This is a genomic window from Nocardia transvalensis (genome assembly GCF_015477765.1).
In the GTDB taxonomy this organism is placed as follows: Bacteria; Actinomycetota; Actinomycetes; order Mycobacteriales; family Mycobacteriaceae; genus Nocardia; species Nocardia transvalensis_A.
Window position 1 is genome coordinate 679766 of the sequence record NZ_JADLQQ010000004.1, and the last position, 18745, is coordinate 698510.

Genomic DNA, 18745 nt, shown 5'->3' on the forward strand with positions numbered 1-18745 from the left:
GGTACTAGCGGCGGGTGCCGACGAAAAGACCACGGTCGGTTACCAGCCTCGGCAGGTACTCGACGTCCAACCCCGCCTTCGTGATGGCATCGGCGTACTGGCCCTGCGTGAAGAGGCTGAGCGTATCCGCCGTGTGGAACTCGGTGATCCCGTCTGCGGCGCCCACCAGGTACTTGGCCGTTATGCACATCGATGGTCCGGTACGGATCGAATGTGACACGCGCGCGACGGACCGGGTTTCCTCTTGCGCCACTTCGGCCATCACGTACCCGTCGATGAAGTTCTCCGGGAACCACCAGGGATCGAGCACCAGCACCCCCTCGTCGGTCAAGTGCATGGCCATTCGGCTGATCGCGGTGGCCAGCTCCGCCTCGTCACGCATGTACCCGATCGGACCGAACAGGCATGTGACCGCGTCGAATTCACGGTCGAGCCGGAACTCGCGCATGTCTCCGGAGTGGATGCGCACCCACGGGAGCTTTCGCTCGGCTTGTGCACGCATAGCCCGCGCCGGTTCGACTCCTTCGACGTGGTCGAAATCGTAGCGGAACCACGCCAGGTGGTGTCCCGTGCCGCAACCCACGTCCAGCAGGGATCTGGCCGCGGGGAACCGCTTCCGAATCTGTCGCCCGATTTCGGCAGCCTCCCCGGCGTAGTCCTTGCCCCGGCTGGAGAATACGAGGTCGTAGACGTCGGCGAGCTTCTCAGGGTATCCCATCGGCAGCCTCCGAATACGCTTGACCGAGCCGATCAGTTCAATAATATATTGTTACATGAGGCGGGTGGGGTGCGGGCGGCCGTTGATCGTCGTGTTAGGGGCCTCGGGTTTCCTCGGGTCGGCGATTGTCAGGACCCTCGAGTCGTGGCCGGTCAACGTTCGGGCCGTGACACGCCGCGCCGGGTGGTCCTGCACGGGCGGCGGGTCGGCAGAAGTGGAAGTACACAGGGCATGTCTCACCGTGCCCGGTGAACTCGCGGCAGCTGTCACGGGTGCCGACGTGGTGATCAACCTTGTCGCTCACATCTCCCCGGCGAGCTCATGGCGGATCGCAACGGACGATCCGGCCGCCGAGCGCGTCAACGTCGGTGTCATGCGCGAGTTGGTCGAGGTGCTGCGCGCGGAGAACCGGATTCGGCGCCCGGTGGTGCTCTACTCGGGAACGATTTCGCAGGTCGGGATCCCGCCCTCGATCCGGATCGACGGATCCGAAGTGGACAATCCCGTGACGACGTACGACAGGCAGAAGCTCGCGGCCGAACGGATACTGAAGAAGGCGACGGCCGAGGGTGTCGTGCGTGGCATCACGCTCCGCCTCCCGACGGTCTTCGGTCCCAGCCCGGATTCGGGTGCAAAGGCGCATGGTGTTGTCGCGACGATGGTGCGTTGTGCGTTGGAAGGGAAGCCGCTTCCGCTGTGGAACGACGGCACGGTATTGCGTGACATGGTTTATGTAGACGACGCAGCGCGCGCCTTCGTGGCCGCGCTCGATCACGTCGACCGGCTCGTGGGCGAGCACTGGCTGATCGGGACGGGCGAACCCATCCGGGTCAGCGATCTGCTGGTAACCATCGCCGAGACGGTGGCCGTTGTCACGGGCTGTCCGCCGGTTCCGGTGGTGTCGGTGACGCCGGAGCGCGCCGAGGCCACCGACTCCAAGAGCTTCGTGATCGACTCCTCCGCGTTCCGTGCGGTGACAGGGTGGTCAGCGTCGATATCGACCCGGCATGCGCTCGAATACACCGTCAAGGCTCTTGTCGCGCAGTTGGCGCGTTCGTGACGCGGGCGCGTGGAGTGGAGAACCTGCGCTGGATCGGCCTTTCGACCAGCGTGTGGAGCAACCACGACATCACGATGGACACCGCGAGCGCGATTGCCACCAGACCGGCCGCGGTCCCCGGGGTCCACGGGTACTCCGGGCCGACCGCATAGGACAGTCCGACCAAGACAGCCAGGTGTATGAGATAGAAGGCGAAGGAGATGGTGCCCAACCAGACCATCACGGGGCTGCCGAGGAACGATTGCCTGCCACGCACGTCGGCGGCGGCCGCGGCCGGAATCAGCAGCGCCAGCGGGATCACCGTGGCCGCCGCGAGACTGAACAGGAACGGCACGTGCAGCGCGGCGACATAGCCGATGACGAGAAGGATGGCCGGTATCCACAGTCCGATGTTGATCCACCGGCCGGTCTGTACGATCCGTGCGAGCATGATGCCGAGAATGAACTCCAGCAGACGGACCGGCGGGAACGCGTAGACGAACCAGTACCGCTCGTCGGAAGTCCCCGGGGCCCAAGCGGATTCGGGGCCCGCCGGGAAGAGTTCCGCCGCCAACGGAACACAGAAGACCAGTAGGGCGACGGCGCCGGCGCCGAACCACAGCCAGTTCGGCCGGATCCGGTTGGTCAGCGCCAGCCACACCGGGAACGTCGAATAGAACAGCACCTCACATGCTAGTGACCAGCTCACCGCGTTGACGCCGAAGACCACGTTCAGATCTGGGGGCCAGGCGTGCACGAGCAACAGGTTCGGTACCACCCCGACGATCGGGGCCTGCATCCACATCAGCAGTGCGACGACCGCGATGAACGTGACCACGTGGTTCGGATATATCTTGAAGAAGCGTCGTCGCCAGAATCTCCTAGCGGTGTCATCCGGCCGTGCCGACCACGTCAGCACGAACCCGCTGAGGATGAAGAAGAAGGAAACTCCCACAGCGGCGGCAGGAGCCGCGGCGAACCCGAGGCCGTCGCCGAAGACCGCGACGGGGAAGGTGCCCAGCACGGCGTGATGGAAAAAAACCAGTGCTGCGGCGAGCCATCGCATACCGGTGAGCGAAGGTAACCGGTCGCTCGCAACGCCTGTCGTGGAACCCGTCGCCGAAACCATCCCAGAGCCACCCCATCACGTCAACGTTCGTCATTCCCGACGCCGGGTGCTCTCGCTCCCAGGTCTTTCACCAGATCGGCGGGCAGCAACGGTTCGTGCAGCAGCGTCCGGTACCGGTCGGTGATACTCTGCGCAACTGGTCCTGCCGCCAGCCATTCGCCGACCAGCCGGGCGCCTTCGATATACGTCGTCGTGTACGCCCGCCACAACGGGTCGGTGAGGAAGCTGACCAGGTGCTTGGCGCGTTCCTCCGGCAAGAGCAGCCACCGCTGCAGGTACTCGATTACCTCGTCGGGATCGGCGCCGTTGTCATGCAACAGGATGGCCGCGTCCTGTCGGACCGGTAGCAGTTGCACGACCAGCCCTAGCATTCGTTCGACGAGCGGGCCGTCGATGTGCACGCCCTGCCCGTTGAGGATCGCCGCCGTCCATTCGCCCCAGCCCTCACCCATGACCACCGACAGCGCGGCTTCCCCCATTCCTTCGGACACCAGGCACTGCGGGGTGTTCACGAGCATGATCGTGTGCTCGCGCCACCCGCGTGCCTCGACCAGGTCTGTCTGTTTCAGACAGTGATGTGTGTGGTGTCCCGGGTAGGATTCGTGCGTCACGATGATGGGCAGCGCGGCGATGTTGCTGCCGGCGGTGGCGTTGAGCTGAACGGTGGACCGGTGCTCGCCGTGGTAACGGTTGAACGCGTTCCAAGGCTTGTCCCGCACGACCTCATAGGTGACGTTCTCGGTGTCCGGTAGCCCGAACAGCGGCCGGACGATGGTGCGAAACTCGTCGGATACCGCCTGTACCGAGCCCTGCAGGCGTTCGGGCGGAATATGGTTGCGAGCGTAGAAGTTCGTCAACCGGTCGTGCAGGCTTTCGTTGCCTGGGAGCAGGTCCGATATCGCGCGATGGATCTCCGCGTAGCGGTCGGTGTCACCGGGCTCGATGTGCACCTGGAAGTAGGCCTCGACCTCGGCGCGGAACGAGATCGGCCGTCCTGCCAGCCGATCGGCGACGCACTCCAGCGCGGTGAGCTGAGCGGTGAGGAACCGCCGCCGTGGTTCTTCGAGCTCGGTGTCGGCGAGCCGTTCGTTGAGCAGCCGTGCCTGTCCGGCCAGATCGGCCGGGTGTGGTCGGGGTTCGTCGACGACCTGATGGGCCAGAGACGGGTCGCCGAACCAGCAGTCGACGAAACCGTCGGCGAGCCTGCCAAACCGCAGCCCCAGCTTCAGATAGTCGGCGACGAGCTGCTCGGCGGGCATGACCTGAACGTACCATCAAAAGCATATTATTTTGAAGTAATATAACGATCCTTAGGTCGTACTTGGCCGACGGCCGCGCAGTCTCCGCTCCGAGAGGCGCGCAGCAATGGAGTAGGGCCTTCCGGACGATGGGATGTTCAACGACTTACCGAGAGACAGTATATTATTTAGTAGTTAATCGAACTGCATGTGCCAGGCCGTCGGCGGACGCCTGTGGCTGAGCGCGGACAGTGGCGGGGAAGGTGGCTTGTCGTGCGGTTTTTCTCAGGATCTCCTGACTCGCGCGTGGCCGTTGTCGGATTCGGCTACGTCGGTTCGTGCCTCGGGGTCACGCTGGCCGAGCGCGGGTTCACCGTTGTGGGGATCGACAACGACGTCGGCGTTATCGAAGGCCTGCGAGCAGGCCGGTCGCGCATTCCGGAGCCGGGGCTCGCCGAAGCCCTGGCCCGGCTGGTCGGCTCGTCGCATCTGACGTTCACGACGGACTACGACGCTGTCCGGAGTGTCGACGTGGTCGTCGTGACGGTGGGGACCCCGGTGGACGAGGCCGGAGCGCTATCGACTGCCCCACTGGAACAGGTCTGCCACCAGCTCGCCCCGAGACTGCGGCGCGGCCAGCTGGTGATCCTGAAGAGCACTGTCGCACCGGGAGTCACGCGGACGCTGGTGGCCTCGTTGCTGGCGGGGTCCGGCCTGCGGCCCGGCGAGGACTTCGGGCTTGCGTACTGTCCGGAACGGTTGGCCGAGGGCGCCGCACTGGCCCAGCTGCGCGAGCTGACTGTTGTGGTCGGTGGATACGATCTCGCCAGCGCCGAAGCGGCTGCCAGATTCTGGCGTACCGGGTTGAATGTGCCGGTGCACGAGGTGCCGTCGGCCGACGTGGCGGAGATCGTCAAGCTGGCCACCAACTGGTGGATCGACGCGAACATCGCGATCGCCAACGAGCTCGCCCGGCTCTGCGCCGCGTTCGACGTGGACGTGCTCGAGGTCATCGGGGCGGCGAGCTCGTTGCCCAAGGGCGGCGGGCATGTCAATATCCTGCTGCCCAGTGTCGGCGTCGGCGGGTCGTGCCTGACCAAGGATCCGTGGATGGCATGGCGGGCGGGCCGCGACCGCGGCGTCACGCTGCACACCATCGAGACCGCGCGGCAGGTCAACGATGCCATGCCGGAATTCTCACATGGCCTGATCCGTGACGAGCTGGTCAAGATGGGCAGGGATCCGGCCGCAGCGAGGATCGCCATCCTCGGTGTCTCCTTCAAGAACGACACCGGCGACCTACGCAATACGCCGGTGCGCGGTGTGGTCGACGCTTTGCGTGCCGCCGGAACCGAGTTCCGGGTGTACGACCCGTTGGCCGATCCCACCGAGGTGCGGGCGGTTCTGGGTGTGGACCCAGCCGCCAGTCTGGCCGAAGCGGTCGCGGGCGTGGACGCGGTGGCCGTGCTCGCCGGCCACCGCCCGTTCCACGGAATCGACATGGAGTGGTTGCGTGACCAAGTCACCATGCCATGCCTGGTGTTCGACGGCCGGATCTACTACCCACCTGAACGGATCGAACGGCTGCGCGCGCTGGGATTCCGCTACCGCGGGGTCGGCCGGTGAGTGGCGTGCCGACGGCGGTTGTCACGGGTGGTTCCGGTTTCGTCGGTAGCCACCTCGTGGAAGCGCTTGTGCGGCAAGGCTACGACGTGATCGTGTACGACCCGGCACCGCTCCCACCGGATCTGCGGTGCGACCGAGAGAAGGTTCGGTCCGTGCGCGCCGACATCCGAGACGCCGACGCGGTCGCCTCGGTAGTGACGCCGGAGGTGGACACTGTGTTCCACCTGTCCGCGATGGTCGGTGTGGACTACTACCTACAAGACCCGCTCGACGTCATCGACGTCGTCGTGACCGGCACCAAGAACGTGCTCCGGTCGGCGCTGGACGCCGGGGCAAAGGTCGTGCTCGCCAGCACCAGTGAGGTCTACGGACGCAACCCGGATCCACCGTGGTCGGAGGACGATGACCGGGTGCTGGGCAGCACCGCGGCGGACCGGTGGTCGTACTCGACCAGCAAGGCCGTCGCCGAGCACGTGACCTTCGGCTATACCCATCACCGCGGACTGCGGGCGCTGATCGTTCGGTACTTCAACGTGTACGGCCCACGTCAACGCCCGGCCTACGTGCTGAGCAAGACCATCCACCGCCTGCTGCATGAGCAGCCGCCGCTCCTATACGACGGCGGCGCGCAGACCAGGTGCTTCACCTTCGTGGACGACGCGGTGGACGCGACCGTTCGGCTCGCGGCGTGCACGGCCGCGCAAGGACAGAGCTTCAATGTCGGCAGCCAGCGCGAGACGACGGTGGCCGAGGCGATCGCGCTGGCGACCAGGATCGCAGGCGTCGACGTCGAACCGGTCGTCTTCGAGACACGTGCGGCGCTGGGGGCAACCTACGAGGACATTCCTCGGCGCGTGCCGGACACCGCGAAAGTCCGTGGCCTGCTTGGCTGGGAGTGCGCAACGACCCTCCAGGAGGGACTGACCAAGACCATCGAATGGGCCAAGACAAGCTCGTGGTGGTTGGACGGAACGCCCGTGTGAGGCGGTCGCAAGGGGGCGACGTGAAGATCGGGGGTGAGGTCGAGTCGGTGTACCGCTGCGCGGGAACGCTCGATCTCACCTGAGTTTTCCCATGGCCCGCAAGCAGAGCAGCAGGCTGCGGGCCTCGATGTCGACCTGATAGCTCGACCGGGCCAGCCCGGCGAGTTCGTCTGCGGTCAGCCACATGAACCCCTTCGGGAGGTCCTCGCCGAACTCCGGTCCTGCCTCGACAAGCAGATGTCGGGTCAGCGCCGAGGAGAACCGGCCGCCCTCCTCGGACTGCACCACGTCGTACAGCACCCGGACTTCAGGAGATTCGACGAGGTCCAAGTAACGCGGGCTCGGCCGATCCTTGTAGTTGGCTGGGGTGCATTGCACGGTCGGCCCCACTTCGACGACATCGCGGTATCCCGCTCGCACGTCCGCCCGTGCCAGCAGTTTGGTTACGCCGTCGAAGTCGCGGAGCACGAACGCCGCCAGCCCGGTGCCGCGGGGCGCAAGCAGCGGCTGGCACCAGTTGGCGACCTCTCGGTTTGTTGCCTGTATCCGCGCACCGACGACTTCGAAATACTTGCCGCTGGGGTGAAAGACGCGAACGGCGTCCCGCCGCCATTCCCGTACCTGGTTCAGCGGCAACCGATCGGCGGTCAGCGCATAGCCGGCCTTCTGGGTGGTGAGCCAGTTGCGAACCTCGATGCGCTCGACCGGTCCAGCCGGGGAATCGGTCAGTGGCAGGCAGGACAGCACGGTGCGAGCATCCATATTGATCAAATGCGGGTGGTGCAACAGCTCGAGCAGCTGCCCCAGAGTCAGCCAACGGAAGTCGTCGTGTGGCTCGACCTCGCCGGTGACCTCGACGACGATGTTGCGATTGCGTTTGCCGCGAAACCACGATCCTTGTTCGGACTGCAGCACGTCGACAAGGACATGGGCCATACCGGGCTCGGTGAAGTACTCGACGTACCGGGAGTATGCGCCGCGGTGCGCCCGCTCGTAGTTGCTCGAAGTCGCCTGCACGGTGGGGGAGACCTGGACCGTGTTGACGTTGCCCGGCTCCATCTTGGCCTGCATCAGGAAATGCAGCACCCCATCGAGTTGTTTGGCCAGAATGCCCAGGATAGCCACATCCTCCTGGTGAATGATCGGCTGTGTCCACTCCGGAATGGTGCCGTGGTTGGTGCGGATCCGGACGCCTTCCACTGCGAAGAACCGGCCGGTCCGGTGCACCAGATCGCCGGTCTCCTCGTCGAACAGCCAGCCATCCAGCTGGTCGAACGGCACCCGGTCGACCCGGAAGGGGCATCGGACGCGACGGTCGGCCAGCCAGTCCTCGACCGCGGTCACCGGTTCCGGCAGGTGCGCCGCCGATTCGGCCAGTCGCTGCGGCAGATCGGCTAGGTCCGGCATGGCTGCCCTCCCTGACGCTGGCAATATTACTTCAAAGATGTATAGCATGAATCTGGGACGGTTGGTCGCCGCCGCGTATCGGGAGGATCGATGAACTCGGAGCAGTCCGCGCTGTTTCTCTACGAGGAAGCGATGAGCTACACCTATGCCGCCGCTCTGCGCGCCGCGGCATTGATCGGCGTCGCCGATCACGTAGCCGGCGGGCCACGCGGGCTGGACGAACTGGCCGAGGCCACGGGGGCGCGGCCGGACGGCCTGCGGCGAATCCTGCGGATACTCGCCACCCGTGGGATCTTCCACGAGGAGAAGCCGGACGTTTTCGGCCTGACTGCGGCCGGGGACGCAATGCGCGCCGACGCGCCGAGATCGGCTCGTTCCGGCATCCTGATGTTCACCGACCGGCTGTTCTGGCAGACGTCGCACGCGGTTGGCGACAGCGTGCGTGCCACGGACCCGTCGATCGCCGAGTTCTTCGGTCAATCCATTCCGGACTACTTCGCCGCTGAGCCGACGACGGAGGCCCTGTTCTACGAGGGGATGGAGGCGGTCTCCGACGCGGAGAACGACCTCATCGCCCATGCCTGCACATGGCCGGAGCAAGGCACAGTCGCCGACATCGGCGGTCGCTACGGAGGATTCCTGCGTTCGGTGCTGATGAGCCATCCCTTGCTGCACGGGATTCTGTTGGACCGGGCCGACGAAGTGGTGAAACACCGGCTCGACGAGCCGGAACTGGCAGGCCGATGGGAGGTCGTCGCAGGAGACTTCTTCACCGAAGTCCCGCCCGCCGATGTCCACGTGCTCAAACGGATCATTCACAATTGGGACGACCAGCAGTGCGTGCAGATCCTCGGCACCTGCCGTCGGGCGCTGCGACCGGGCGGCAGGGTGCTCGTGATCGACGCGATCGTGCCGCCGGGCGAGGACAGCCATCAGAGCAAGGCGATGGACTTCATGATGCTGGCCGCGTTCACCGGCCGGGAACGCACCGCGGAGGAGCTGCGGCCGTTGTTCGCCGATGCCGGTCTGCGCATGACCCGGGTGACGGCGACCTCGACCCCGATGTCGGTCATCGAGGCGGTCGTCGACGAGTAGCTGATGCGATCATGTCCGCGGCTCTCGGAAAATCGGCGCAGTAGCACCCCTTCCCCATAAAAACATAAAAAGGCGCACGACTCAGTTCTACTGAAAAACGGCAACACTGCTCGAAAAAAAGGAAAAGGGATTCAGTCCTTGTCGGCTGAAAATTCTGTGGCGAATGCGGAGAAGTCGGCTGTTCGCCAGCGCTGTGGACGCATCCGGAACGCCACGTCCTCGGTCAGCTGGTGCTGGTTGGTTTCCAGATACGCCGCTGCCGTCGACGCATCCAGATATCGCTGTGCGAGCGCAGCCCGCGTGGTGACGGGCACCGGATCGTCGACGCCGACCACCGGTCCCTCAACACTCACATACCGATACGGCGCGGACTCGTCCTGCACACACAGGCTGAATCTGCCTGCCGCACCGATCAGTTGAGCCTTGATCGACTTCCGCCCGGTCTCCACGATCACCTCACCACCGGGTTGATAGCCGTACCAGATCGGCACCAACAACGGCGCCCGTACACCACGCGGATCGATCACACCCAACACACCCACGTGGACAGCGGCGAGGAATTCCTCCCGGTCATGCACAGACATAGTGAGATCCATCGAATCACCTTTGGCCCGATCTGCTAGTCGAATGACTAACAGCACTTTACCTTAAGAAGCGAAACCTTCCGCTGTCAATGACACTCGGGAAGATTCTTTTCATTGGCGTACAACAGTTTTCAGTACTCGGCACGCACGCAGCCGAGCCGCGCCACCGACCACTACTCGGATAGGGGTAGACATACCCGACCAGCGTGTCTCAATCCTGGCCGAGACCAATAGCCAACTTCGACGGATATCTCGGTGGCACTGTTCACCATCCGACGGGGAGAGTGACCGGCGATTTGGCGAGTGATGTGTCGTCCCAGGTGGGTGGCTGGTCATCGAGGAGGTGCAGCTGTGGGAATCGGTCGAGGATGGTGTCGAGGGCGACGGTCATTTCGGCCCGTGCCAGGTGTACGCCGAGGCAGTTGTGCGCCCCGCGGCCGAACACGATGTGCGGATTGATCATGCGTTCCAGGTCGAGCTGGTCGGGATCGGTGAAGACGGTCTCGTCGCGGTTGGCCGCGGCGAGGACCGGGAGGACGGCTTCGCCTTTGCCGATGGTGTGCCCGTGCAGCTGGATGTCCTCGGTGGCGAGCAGAACCACGACGCCGTTCATCACCGGAATGTAGCGGAGCAGCTCTTCCACGGCTGTCGGCATGATCTCGCGGTTGTCGCGCAGCCGGGCGTACTGGCCGGTCTGGGTGAGTAGGGTGAGCACCGAGTTGGCCAGGAACATGGTGGTCGTGCGGTAGCCGGCGACCAGCATCGACAGCCCGAAACTGATCACCGATTCCTCGGTGAGGACACCACCGTCGTCACAGACCCGGATCAGGTGGGTGAGGATGTCTTGGTCGGGCTCGTGTCGCTTCCGGTCGATCACCGAGGAGATGAACGCACGCAACTGACCGGTGACCTGGCGGCCCTCATCCAAGGTCTGCAGGGCGCCGAGGGCGGCGTCGGCCATCGGCAGGAAGTATTCGCGCTCGGTATACGGGATACCGACGAGGTCGCACATGACCAGTAGCGGGAAAGGCTCGGCGAAGCCGGCGATCAGATCACCGGGCGGCCCGTCGGCGGCGAAATCCTCCAGCATGTCTGTCGCCAGTTGACGCAGTCGTGGCAGGTAGCGCCGGATGGATCGGGCGCTCAAGGCGTCGGCGAGTGCCCGGCGCAGTGCCACATGCTGTGGACCCTCCATCTCCATGACGGTGATCAAGCCGGGTCCAGTGTCTGCGGGCTGCGTGGTCTGCGGTGGCCAGGCGTTGATGCTGGGTCTGATCAACCGAGGGTCGGCGATCAGTTCTTTGACGTCGGAGTATCTGGTGACGTAGCACATGGTCACGTCGGTCCTGCCCAGCATCGTCTGCAGCCTGGCGAAGGGGCATTCCCGGCGCAGCTGCGCGTACTGTTCCGGTGGTCCCATGGCACCTGGAGGGGCGAGCGGTATGTCGATGGGCGGAGGCGGGTCGGGGATCGATGTGGTGCTCATGGGCGGTCCTGTCGAAATTTGTGGTTCACCAACAGACCGGAAGGGTGAGCGGAGACTTGGTGGGGGACTCGTCGTCCCACGTGGGTGACTGGTCATCGATCAGGCGCAACTTCGGGAATCCGTCGAGGAGGGCCTCGAGGCCGGTACTCAGCTGGGCCCGGGCCAGGTGCGCGCCGAAGCAGTTGTGCGCGCCCCGGCCGAACATGATGTGCGGGTTGACCGCACGACTCAGGTCGAGTTGGTCGGGGTCGGTGAAGACGGCCTCATCGCGGTTGGCCGCGGCGAGCACCGGGAGGACCGCGTCACCTTTGCAGATGGTGTAACCGTGCAGCTGGATATCCACGGTGGCCAGCAGAACCACCGCGCCGTTCATCATCGGGACGTAGCGGAGCAGTTCTTCGACGGCGGTCGGCATGAGTTCGCGGTTGTCGCGCAGTTCGGCATACTGGCCCGGTTCGGTCAGCAGGGCCAGCACCGCGTTGGCCAGGAAGATGCTGCTGGTCCTGAAACCGGAAGTCACCATGGACAACCCGAACACCAACACGTCCTCGTAGGACAACCGACCGGCCTGCCACTCACCGACCAGATGGGTCAAAACGTCCCACTCCGGATTCCGCTGCTTGCGGGCAATCAACCCCTCCACGTAGTCGCGGAGCAGATCGGCGGTCTTGCGTGCCTCCTCCGGACTGACCATGGAGTCGAAGCCGGACTTGCACACCGGCACGAACTGGTCGCAGTCCTCGGGCGGGATCCCGACTATGTCGCACATCACCAGTAGCGGAAAGGGATCGGTGAACCCGGCGACCAGGTCACCGGGCGGTCCGTCGGCACGCAGCGACACCAGCAGTTGTTCGGCCCGATCCCGGATGCGCGGCAACCAGTTTCGAATCGATCCTCTGCTGAAAGGCCCGGCGACCGCTCTGCGCAGGGCGGTGTGCCGCGGGCCGTCCAGCTCCATCATCGTGGTCAGCGCCGACCCTCGATCGTCGGATTCGGCCGAGCGGTCCGGCCACTCGGTGATGGTCGGCCGGACCAGCCGCGAGTCCGCCATCAAGGAACGAACATCGGAGTAGCGAGTGACGTACCAGGCGGTGGCGTCCATATCCATCCGAACCTTGACCACCGGACGGTGCGCGCGCAGTTCGTTGTACTCGGCCGGCGGTCCCATGGTTCCCGGTGGCGCCATCGGAAAGTCGGTGATCTGCGCCGTGTTGTCGATCATGCTTGTCCTCCGGTCAGCCGTAGCCGGGCCAGGAAACTGGACAGCGGCTGAGGTTGCGAGGCGGATTCCGGGGGTGTCCACGCCTGATCGCGGTCCATTGCCTGCAGCTGTTCGGCCGAGACGATGTCGGCGGGGTAGGTCTGCTCGCGGTGCTGGATATGTTCGACTACCCATCCAGTGCCGTCCGCGAGATCGGCCAGGTCGTCCGGCGACACCGCGACGCCCGCGCTGCTCCACTCGCTCCACTCGGTCAGCCGACCCTCGTGCTGGACTCGGATCCGGTACGTCTCCGCCTGTTCACCGGGCTCTGTCACCATGGTGCCGACGACGCAGGCGCCCGGGTTGGCCGCCGCCGCGAGGCGCTCGAGCGCCGTGCCGGACTCGTCGCCCAGTGTCAGCAGGTGCAGACCGCCGCCGACGAGCAGGAAGGTGTCGAACGTGCCGAGACCGTCCGGCAGGTCGGGCAGGCCGCCGCAGCGGGCGTCGATCCCGCGGCGGCGGGCGACAGTGACTGCATCGCGGGAGGGCTCGAGGCCGACGACCTCATGGCCGGCCTGCGCCACCAGGAGGGCGTGGCGGCCTGCGCCGCAACCGATGTCGAGCACCCGGCCGCGCGCCTGCTCGCAGGCCAGCACATCGGTCTGCCACCACCCCTGCGGTGGCGCGAAGTAGTTCACCACGTCCTCGGCGAACGCGATCCCGTCGCTGGCCTGATAGATCAGCCAGGTGACCCCTGGACGCGCCCCGGCCTCCTCGGCCTTCAGATAGGCGTATCCGTAGAGCTCCGTCAGCGATCGCGTCAGCTGCTGGGTCATGATTGCAGGTCCTTTGGGTTAGGGCGGTTGATGTAGCCGGTGACGTGGAAGTACTCCAGGTACCGGTCCAGCAGGGCGGTGTCGACGGGCGGGCAGACCAGGCCGCTGCCGGCCAGGTCGTGTTCGACGTTGGTGCGGTCCAGGGTGGGGAAGGTGCCCTCGAAATACATTTCCTTCACCGATATGTCGGCTTTGTTGCTGCGGTCGACGCACAGTGACACGAACGGTGCGGTCGCGCTGGTCGGGTTGGCGGTGACGTGACGGACCAGTTCGGCGACCCAGTCGTTGTAGGGCAACATCGTGATCGGGTGGCCCGCGACTTTCATCCGTTCGAGCATGTCGGCAAACGTCGCCGGGCGGGGGTTGGTCAGATGGTAGGTGCTGTCGGTGGTCGCCCGGTGGGTGGCTATGTGGATGATGGCGTCGGCGAGGTAGTCGACCGGCACGAAGTCCATCGGCAACGGAATGTCCGGCGCCAGACCGGTTTCCGAGATCGTCTTGAACAGCGAGCAGATCGCGGTCTCGGTGTTGCACGCCCCGGTCCGTTGGTCACCAGTGATCTCGTAGGGCCGGTAGACCGCGACCGGCACCCCCTGCGCGGCGGCGTCCCGCAGCACCTGTTCGGCGACCCACTTGCTCTCCGCGTACCCCATGGTCAACCGATCCGGATGCGCCAGCGGCCGGTCCTCGGTGACGTGGTGGATGCCCGCGGTCCCGAAACCGGCGAGCACCGCGATGGTGGACAGGAAGTGCACCGGCACCCGGCGCGGCGCCGCCAATCGCACGATCTCCCTGGTGCCTTCGACATTCGCGGCCTTCAGGGCGGTATAGGGGTAGAGGAAATTGACCTGCGCGGCCGAGTGGAACACCAGGTCGAGGGTGTCGGTCAGAGTGGCGGCACGAGCCGGGTCCAAGCCCAGACCGGGCTTGGTCAGATCGGCCGGGAAGCAGACCAGGCGACCGAGATCCGGCGGGGCGAGGTTGAACCGGGCCAGCGCGGAGTGGACGCGGTTGTAGGCGGTGACAGTGTCCCGGGCCCGAACCGGGCAGTGGATCCGTGCGGTGGTCGTGCGCAGCAGCCGGTCGATCAGGAAGGCACCGACGAAACCCGATGCGCCCGTGACCAATACCTCGCGGGGTTGGCGCCAGTCGGGCGCCGGACCGCGCTCCGCGGGAACGATGAACCCGAGCCTTCCCTCGGCCGCGAAGTCGACCTCGGGCGTGGACGCCGTGCGCGTGTGAATACCGGTGACCGCGTCGGCGTACCCCTGCAGGGTCGGGGTGCTCAGCAGACTGTGGATCAGTGCGCTGCTGTGCCGGGCCTCGATGTCGAGGGCGGCGAGAGTGCGGGTCACGGTCTCCGCGGCCAGCAGCGAATCCCCGCCCAGATCGTAGAAGTCGTCGTCGGGCGCGGGGTGCACGCGCAGCATCGTCTGCCAGATCCCGGCCAGCGTGTCCAGCAGTCCGCCGCCGTCGTGGGACGTGGGCGCGGGGGCGTCGGCGGTCCTGAGGTTGCGCAATCGCCGCCGGTCCACCTTGCCCCCGTGGGTGACCGGGAAGGCGTCGAGCGGAATCAGCCGGGAGGGCACCACCGCAGCGGGCAACCAGGTGGCCAGGTCGCGGCGGATCCGTTCGATCGGAATGGGTTGTCCCGGACGGGCGGGCGTGAGGTAGCCGGTGAGGGTGTTCTGGTCCAGATCGACCATGGCCTCGCCGATTTCGTCGTACGCGCGTAGCCGGGCCTCGATCTCGTCCAGCTCGACCCGGTGGCCGCGCAGTTTGATCTGGCGGTCCGCGCGGGCGCGGTACTCCAGTTCCCCGCTGGGCAGCCAGACCGCGCGATCGCCGGTGCGATAGCGGCGGTCGCCGTCGGCGGTGACGGTGAAGCGTTCCCGCGTCAGCTCGGGATCCCCGAGATAGCCCAGGGCCAGACCGTCGCCGCCGACGAGGAGATCGCCCTCCTCACCGATGTCGGCGGGCGTGCCGTCGGCGCGCACCACGTAGCAGGTGGAGTTCTCCAGAGGCCGGCCGATCGGCACGGTGGTCGCCTCCGCGGGCAGATTCCACACCAGATGCGCCGTGGACACGACACTGTTCTCGGTAGGGCCGTAGAAGTTGACCACGGTGGTGTCCGGGCACGCCGCCAGCACCGCACGGGTCAGATCCGGGTCCAGCGCCTCACCGCCGGCCGAGACGAATCGTAAGGTGCGCAACGCTTCCGGACGCGTACGAGCGACATGATGGAACACACCGGTGGTCAGGTAGGCAATCGTGACCCGGTCAGCGACCAGACGGTCCTGCAACGCTTCGGGGGCCAGCAGCTCCTCGCGATCGGCGAGCACCAGGCACGCGCCCGACAACAGTGCCGACCAGATCTCGATCGTGGACGCGTCCGACGACAGACCGTAGGCGTGCAACACCCGGTCACCCGGGCGGGGACGCTGGGAAACCAAGTCGGAGAACGCGAGTCGCACCACACCCCGATGCGGGATGGCCACCGGTTTCGGGCGACCGCTGGTACCGGAGGTGAAGATGACGTACGCGCAATCGGTCGCTGCGACCGGCGGCCGCTGGAATTCGGTGACCGTGGCGTCCCAGGTCGCGTCGAGTTCGATGCGCGTGCGGATGCGACGGACCCGACAGATGTTGCCGGGCAGGGTGACCACGGTCTGCAGACCGGCCTCTTCGGCCATGGCCTGCAACCGCCGCGGCGGTGCTGAATCGTCCAGTGGCACATAGGCCGCACCGGCCTTGAGAATGCCGAGGAAGGCCACGACGGCCTCCAACGAACGGCCGCCACACACCCCGACGGTGTCGCCCGGCCGCACCCCGGCATCGATCAGGCGAGCAGCGAGAACGTCCGAGCGCAAGGCGAGTTCACCGTAGGTCAAGCTCCGCCCATGGTCCACGGCCGCGCTCGCGCGCGGCCGCAGGGCAGCTTGGTTGTCGAACACCTCGTGCAGACTCAGATCCCGCGGGTACGGAATCGCGTCGGCAATCCCTGGCGCAGGACGGGTCAATGTGTCCGATGACATGAGAAAACACCTCCGCTAGGCTGGACAAGATCTCTCCTATGCTTCGGGGGATAAGCAAGCAGTCCGGTGATGCCGGGATACAGTTCCTCGTCGAGATCGAGGTCAATGTAGGCCACTGCTCTCACACTCCGAGTACCGCAGATGCGGCTGCGGTGCCTTCGAGCCGAGCACGTATTTTCTCGAACGCTGTTTCCCGTGACGTCGAGACATCGTCGCCGAACGGCGAGAAACCGCAGTCGTCGCATGTCCCGAGCCGTTCGACGGGCAGGTGCCGGGCGGCATTCAGCACCCGATCTCGGACCACCTCGGCGGCCTCGACGGCCGGATCGATCGGATCGATCACTCCGACAAAGATTGTGGCCTCGGGCGGCAGGTTCTCGGCGATGATCGCGAGCACACGATCAGGGTCGACTTCGCTGGCCAACTGCACATAGAACCGTCCCGCGTGCAGGCCGAACAATTTCGGCAGTAATTGCGCGTAATCGATGTCCAGGCTGTGTGTCGAGTCCTGATCACCGCCGGGGCAGGTGTGGACGCCGATCCGTTGCCGTTCGGCCGGTGTGAAGCGCTCGAGCAAACGGTTGTTCACGGCTATGAACGAGTCGAGCAGCGCGCCAGACGGATCGATTTTCAGCGACAGTCGGCCTTCGGTGAAGTCGATTTGCACCGAGTGGGCACCGGCAGCGAGTGCGCCGCGGATATCGGCTTCGGCATTGTCGACGAGGTCGGAAAGGAATTCGTCTCGTGAATATCCGCTGATCCCGTCCGCGGGGTACAGCAGGCTCAGCGCGGAGGGGGCGATCACGGGTTGTTTGACTGGCACGGTCGCGTATTTCAGGGCAGTGCGGAGATAGGTGGCGGTGGTGCTTGCGTACCGAAATGGACCAGCCGTGAGTCTGGGCAGCTGTCGCGTGTGACCGTCGGCGAACGGGATCACAGCGCCGTCCGGGGCCAGGTTCGGCAGCCCGTGCAGCGGATAGGTCAGAAAGCTCGGCTTGTTCTGCTCACCATCGGTGACGACGGGTGAGCCGAGCGATTCCAGACGCTCGATGGTGTCCTTCACCGCGACGTCGTAGTGTTCGGCAAGTGCACTGTCGTCGATCCGCCCGTCGGCATGCTCCTGGATGGCAGTCAACAGAGCAGTTGGCCGTGGGATGCTTCCGATCGGCTCGGTGGGCAGGGGCATGGTGGGCTCCTCTCGACGCGATGCGGTCTCGACCGGTTGCGGGCCTGTCGATTCGCTGCCGACGGATGGAACGTGCCGACGTTGATGATCGTGACAGGGGATCCGGGCGCGGTGGCAAGACTTGGAACGGAGAGGGCAATATCGCGGAAACCGTCAGCGGCGCAGTGATCTTCAGCCACGGCGCTCGCGGCCGGCGTAATGGTTCTCGGCGTACCACTCGCCGCGACCGGCGGGCAGCAGATCGAGAACGTTCCACACAGGAGACAGCAGGTCGATGCCTCGCTGGGCGTCGTCGAGGAAGTTCGCGGGCAGGGTGTAGAAGTGCCGCACCCGATCGCCGTCGGCGGTGAAGACACTGATCATCGGCCGCTGGTCACCATTGGGTCGCTCGGCGTTCAGATCGGCATTGAAGGTGGTGTCATAACTGGAGAGAATGCGCAGTCCGTCCCATCCACGCCGCAACGCCCACCCGCGCAATTTCTCCAGGGGAGCCTTGCCGATCACCGCGAAGCCGGTGTGCTGCCTCAGATGATGAGCGACGCCATGAAATCCGTCCACCCACATGGAGCACATCGGGCAGGCTTCGTCGTCATCGGGATGGAACATCAAGTGGTAGACCAGCAGAGTGTCGTGACCGCCGAAAAGTTCGCGCAGCCTGGTGGTCCGGACCGGCCCCTGCTTGCCGAGGTCGGTTGGGCCTTCCGCGAAGGAGTAGTCATCGAGGATGAGTCCCTCGGGCATCCGCCGTCGCGCGGCTGCCACGTCCTCGATCTGATCACGTAGTCTCCGCTCGGACTTCGCCAGCTCGACGCGAGCGGCGATGTAGTCCTCGGTCGCGCCTTTCGGCCACATCGGCTCCATTGTCTTCGCGTTCAGTTCGCCCATGACCGGTATGTCTCCTTTATTGAGGATAGTGACGATAGCCACACCAAAGTTAGAAGTGCTGGGCCGAGACCTCAAGAGTGCCAGCGGAAGACCGCGAGGTGAGGGTTGCCAGCCCGACCGCCTTTTACTACTGTTTAGTGTAGTGATCCACTCCATGGCAAGGGAGTGCGGATGTTCGAGAGGTTCACCGACCGCGCGAGGCGCGTCGTTGTCCTGGCTCAGGAAGAGGCCAGGATGCTCAACCACAACTACATCGGCACCGAGCACATCCTGCTTGGCTTGATCCATGAGGGTGAG

16 protein-coding genes are annotated in these 18745 nt (G+C 65.4%); 5 read left to right on the forward strand and 11 right to left on the reverse strand.

Annotated elements, in window-relative coordinates:
* Window positions 1-4: 4 nt before the first annotated feature.
* On the reverse strand, window positions 5-718 hold the full coding sequence (locus tag IU452_RS14930; protein ID WP_195109567.1) for a class I SAM-dependent methyltransferase: 714 nt from the start codon (window positions 716-718) through the stop codon (window positions 5-7).
* Between the two features lie 19 nt (window positions 719-737).
* On the opposite strand from IU452_RS14930, the gene IU452_RS14935 reads away from it, so the two are divergent.
* On the forward strand, window positions 738-1778 hold the full coding sequence (locus IU452_RS14935) for an NAD-dependent epimerase/dehydratase family protein (protein ID WP_195109568.1): 1041 nt from the start codon (window positions 738-740) through the stop codon (window positions 1776-1778).
* Here the strand turns inward: IU452_RS14935 and IU452_RS14940 are convergent.
* Together IU452_RS14940 and IU452_RS14945 are read right to left on the reverse strand one after the other, a co-directional pair.
* Window positions 1744-2823: an acyltransferase family protein gene (locus IU452_RS14940; protein WP_195109569.1), complete on the reverse strand. Its 1080-nt coding sequence runs from the start codon at window positions 2821-2823 to the stop codon at window positions 1744-1746. The genes IU452_RS14935 and IU452_RS14940 overlap by 35 nt on opposite strands.
* Before the next feature lie 83 nt (window positions 2824-2906).
* The gene (locus IU452_RS14945) at window positions 2907-4145 is read right to left on the reverse strand and encodes a DUF885 domain-containing protein (protein WP_195109570.1); all 1239 of its coding nucleotides are present in this window, start codon (window positions 4143-4145) and stop codon (window positions 2907-2909) included.
* 285 nt (window positions 4146-4430) lie between these two features.
* Here IU452_RS14945 and IU452_RS14950 point away from each other — a divergent pair, with 285 nt between their 5' ends.
* Window positions 4431-5750, forward strand: coding sequence for a nucleotide sugar dehydrogenase (locus tag IU452_RS14950; protein WP_195109571.1), 1320 nt, complete (start codon window positions 4431-4433; stop codon window positions 5748-5750).
* Window positions 5751-5755: 5 nt separating this feature from the next.
* The gene (locus tag IU452_RS14955) at window positions 5756-6733 is read left to right on the forward strand and encodes an NAD-dependent epimerase/dehydratase family protein (protein ID WP_195109572.1); all 978 of its coding nucleotides are present in this window, start codon (window positions 5756-5758) and stop codon (window positions 6731-6733) included.
* 75 nt (window positions 6734-6808) lie between these two features.
* Here the strand turns inward: IU452_RS14955 and IU452_RS14960 are convergent, their stop codons facing one another.
* Complete coding sequence (locus IU452_RS14960) at window positions 6809-8140, reverse strand: NDP-hexose 2,3-dehydratase family protein (protein WP_195109573.1); 1332 nt, start codon at window positions 8138-8140, stop codon at window positions 6809-6811.
* Between the two features lie 90 nt (window positions 8141-8230).
* On the opposite strand from IU452_RS14960, the gene IU452_RS14965 reads away from it, so the two are divergent.
* On the forward strand, window positions 8231-9235 hold the full coding sequence (locus tag IU452_RS14965; RefSeq protein WP_195109574.1) for a methyltransferase: 1005 nt from the start codon (window positions 8231-8233) through the stop codon (window positions 9233-9235).
* A 131-nt stretch (window positions 9236-9366) separates the two neighbouring features.
* Here IU452_RS14965 and IU452_RS14970 read toward each other — a convergent pair whose 3' ends face one another.
* From IU452_RS14970 to IU452_RS15000, 7 genes are all read right to left on the reverse strand, one after another.
* Window positions 9367-9819 (reverse strand): pyridoxamine 5'-phosphate oxidase family protein, encoded by a 453-nt coding sequence (locus IU452_RS14970; protein ID WP_228817568.1) that lies wholly within the window; start codon window positions 9817-9819, stop codon window positions 9367-9369.
* Window positions 9820-10084: 265 nt separating this feature from the next.
* On the reverse strand, window positions 10085-11305 hold the full coding sequence (locus IU452_RS14975) for a cytochrome P450 (protein ID WP_195109576.1): 1221 nt from the start codon (window positions 11303-11305) through the stop codon (window positions 10085-10087).
* A 25-nt stretch (window positions 11306-11330) separates the two neighbouring features.
* Window positions 11331-12527 carry a cytochrome P450 gene (locus IU452_RS14980; RefSeq protein WP_228817570.1) on the reverse strand — a complete coding sequence of 399 codons (1197 nt, stop codon included), beginning with the start codon at window positions 12525-12527 and terminating at the stop codon, window positions 11331-11333.
* Window positions 12524-13342, reverse strand: coding sequence for a class I SAM-dependent methyltransferase (locus IU452_RS14985; protein ID WP_195109577.1), 819 nt, complete (start codon window positions 13340-13342; stop codon window positions 12524-12526). The genes IU452_RS14980 and IU452_RS14985 overlap by 4 nt, the downstream gene beginning before the upstream one ends.
* Window positions 13339-16377 carry an amino acid adenylation domain-containing protein gene (locus IU452_RS14990; RefSeq protein ID WP_195109578.1) on the reverse strand — a complete coding sequence of 1013 codons (3039 nt, stop codon included), beginning with the start codon at window positions 16375-16377 and terminating at the stop codon, window positions 13339-13341. Before IU452_RS14990 ends, IU452_RS14985 begins: the two co-directional genes overlap by 4 nt.
* 121 nt (window positions 16378-16498) lie before the next feature.
* Complete coding sequence (locus IU452_RS14995; RefSeq protein ID WP_195109579.1) at window positions 16499-17563, reverse strand: cobalamin-independent methionine synthase II family protein; 1065 nt, start codon at window positions 17561-17563, stop codon at window positions 16499-16501.
* A 171-nt stretch (window positions 17564-17734) separates the two neighbouring features.
* On the reverse strand, window positions 17735-18448 hold the full coding sequence (locus tag IU452_RS15000; protein WP_195109580.1) for a DUF899 family protein: 714 nt from the start codon (window positions 18446-18448) through the stop codon (window positions 17735-17737).
* A 171-nt stretch (window positions 18449-18619) separates the two neighbouring features.
* Here IU452_RS15000 and IU452_RS15005 point away from each other — a divergent pair.
* The coding region (locus IU452_RS15005) for a Clp protease N-terminal domain-containing protein (protein ID WP_146605600.1) at window positions 18620-18745 on the forward strand (126 nt) is incomplete at its 3' end.

Excerpts from the sequence above, each read along its gene's own strand:
- IU452_RS14985 (WP_195109577.1), bottom strand. The coding sequence starts at position 13,342 with ATGACCCAGCAGCTGACGCGATCGCTGACGGAGCTCTACGGATACGCC.
- IU452_RS15000 (WP_195109580.1), bottom strand. The coding sequence starts at position 18,448 with ATGGGCGAACTGAACGCGAAGACAATGGAGCCGATGTGGCCGAAAGGC.
- IU452_RS14995 (WP_195109579.1), bottom strand. The coding sequence starts at position 17,563 with ATGCCCCTGCCCACCGAGCCGATCGGAAGCATCCCACGGCCAACTGCT.
- IU452_RS14940 (WP_195109569.1), bottom strand. The coding sequence starts at position 2,823 with ATGCGATGGCTCGCCGCAGCACTGGTTTTTTTCCATCACGCCGTGCTG.
- IU452_RS14980 (WP_228817570.1), bottom strand. The coding sequence starts at position 12,527 with ATGATCGACAACACGGCGCAGATCACCGACTTTCCGATGGCGCCACCG.
- IU452_RS14945 (WP_195109570.1), bottom strand. The coding sequence starts at position 4,145 with ATGCCCGCCGAGCAGCTCGTCGCCGACTATCTGAAGCTGGGGCTGCGG.
- IU452_RS14930 (WP_195109567.1), bottom strand. The coding sequence starts at position 718 with ATGGGATACCCTGAGAAGCTCGCCGACGTCTACGACCTCGTATTCTCC.
- IU452_RS14990 (WP_195109578.1), bottom strand. The coding sequence starts at position 16,377 with ATGTCATCGGACACATTGACCCGTCCTGCGCCAGGGATTGCCGACGCG.
- IU452_RS14970 (WP_228817568.1), bottom strand. The coding sequence starts at position 9,819 with ATGTCTGTGCATGACCGGGAGGAATTCCTCGCCGCTGTCCACGTGGGT.
- IU452_RS14960 (WP_195109573.1), bottom strand. The coding sequence starts at position 8,140 with ATGCCGGACCTAGCCGATCTGCCGCAGCGACTGGCCGAATCGGCGGCG.
- IU452_RS14965 (WP_195109574.1), top strand. The coding sequence starts at position 8,231 with ATGAACTCGGAGCAGTCCGCGCTGTTTCTCTACGAGGAAGCGATGAGC.
- IU452_RS14975 (WP_195109576.1), bottom strand. The coding sequence starts at position 11,305 with ATGAGCACCACATCGATCCCCGACCCGCCTCCGCCCATCGACATACCG.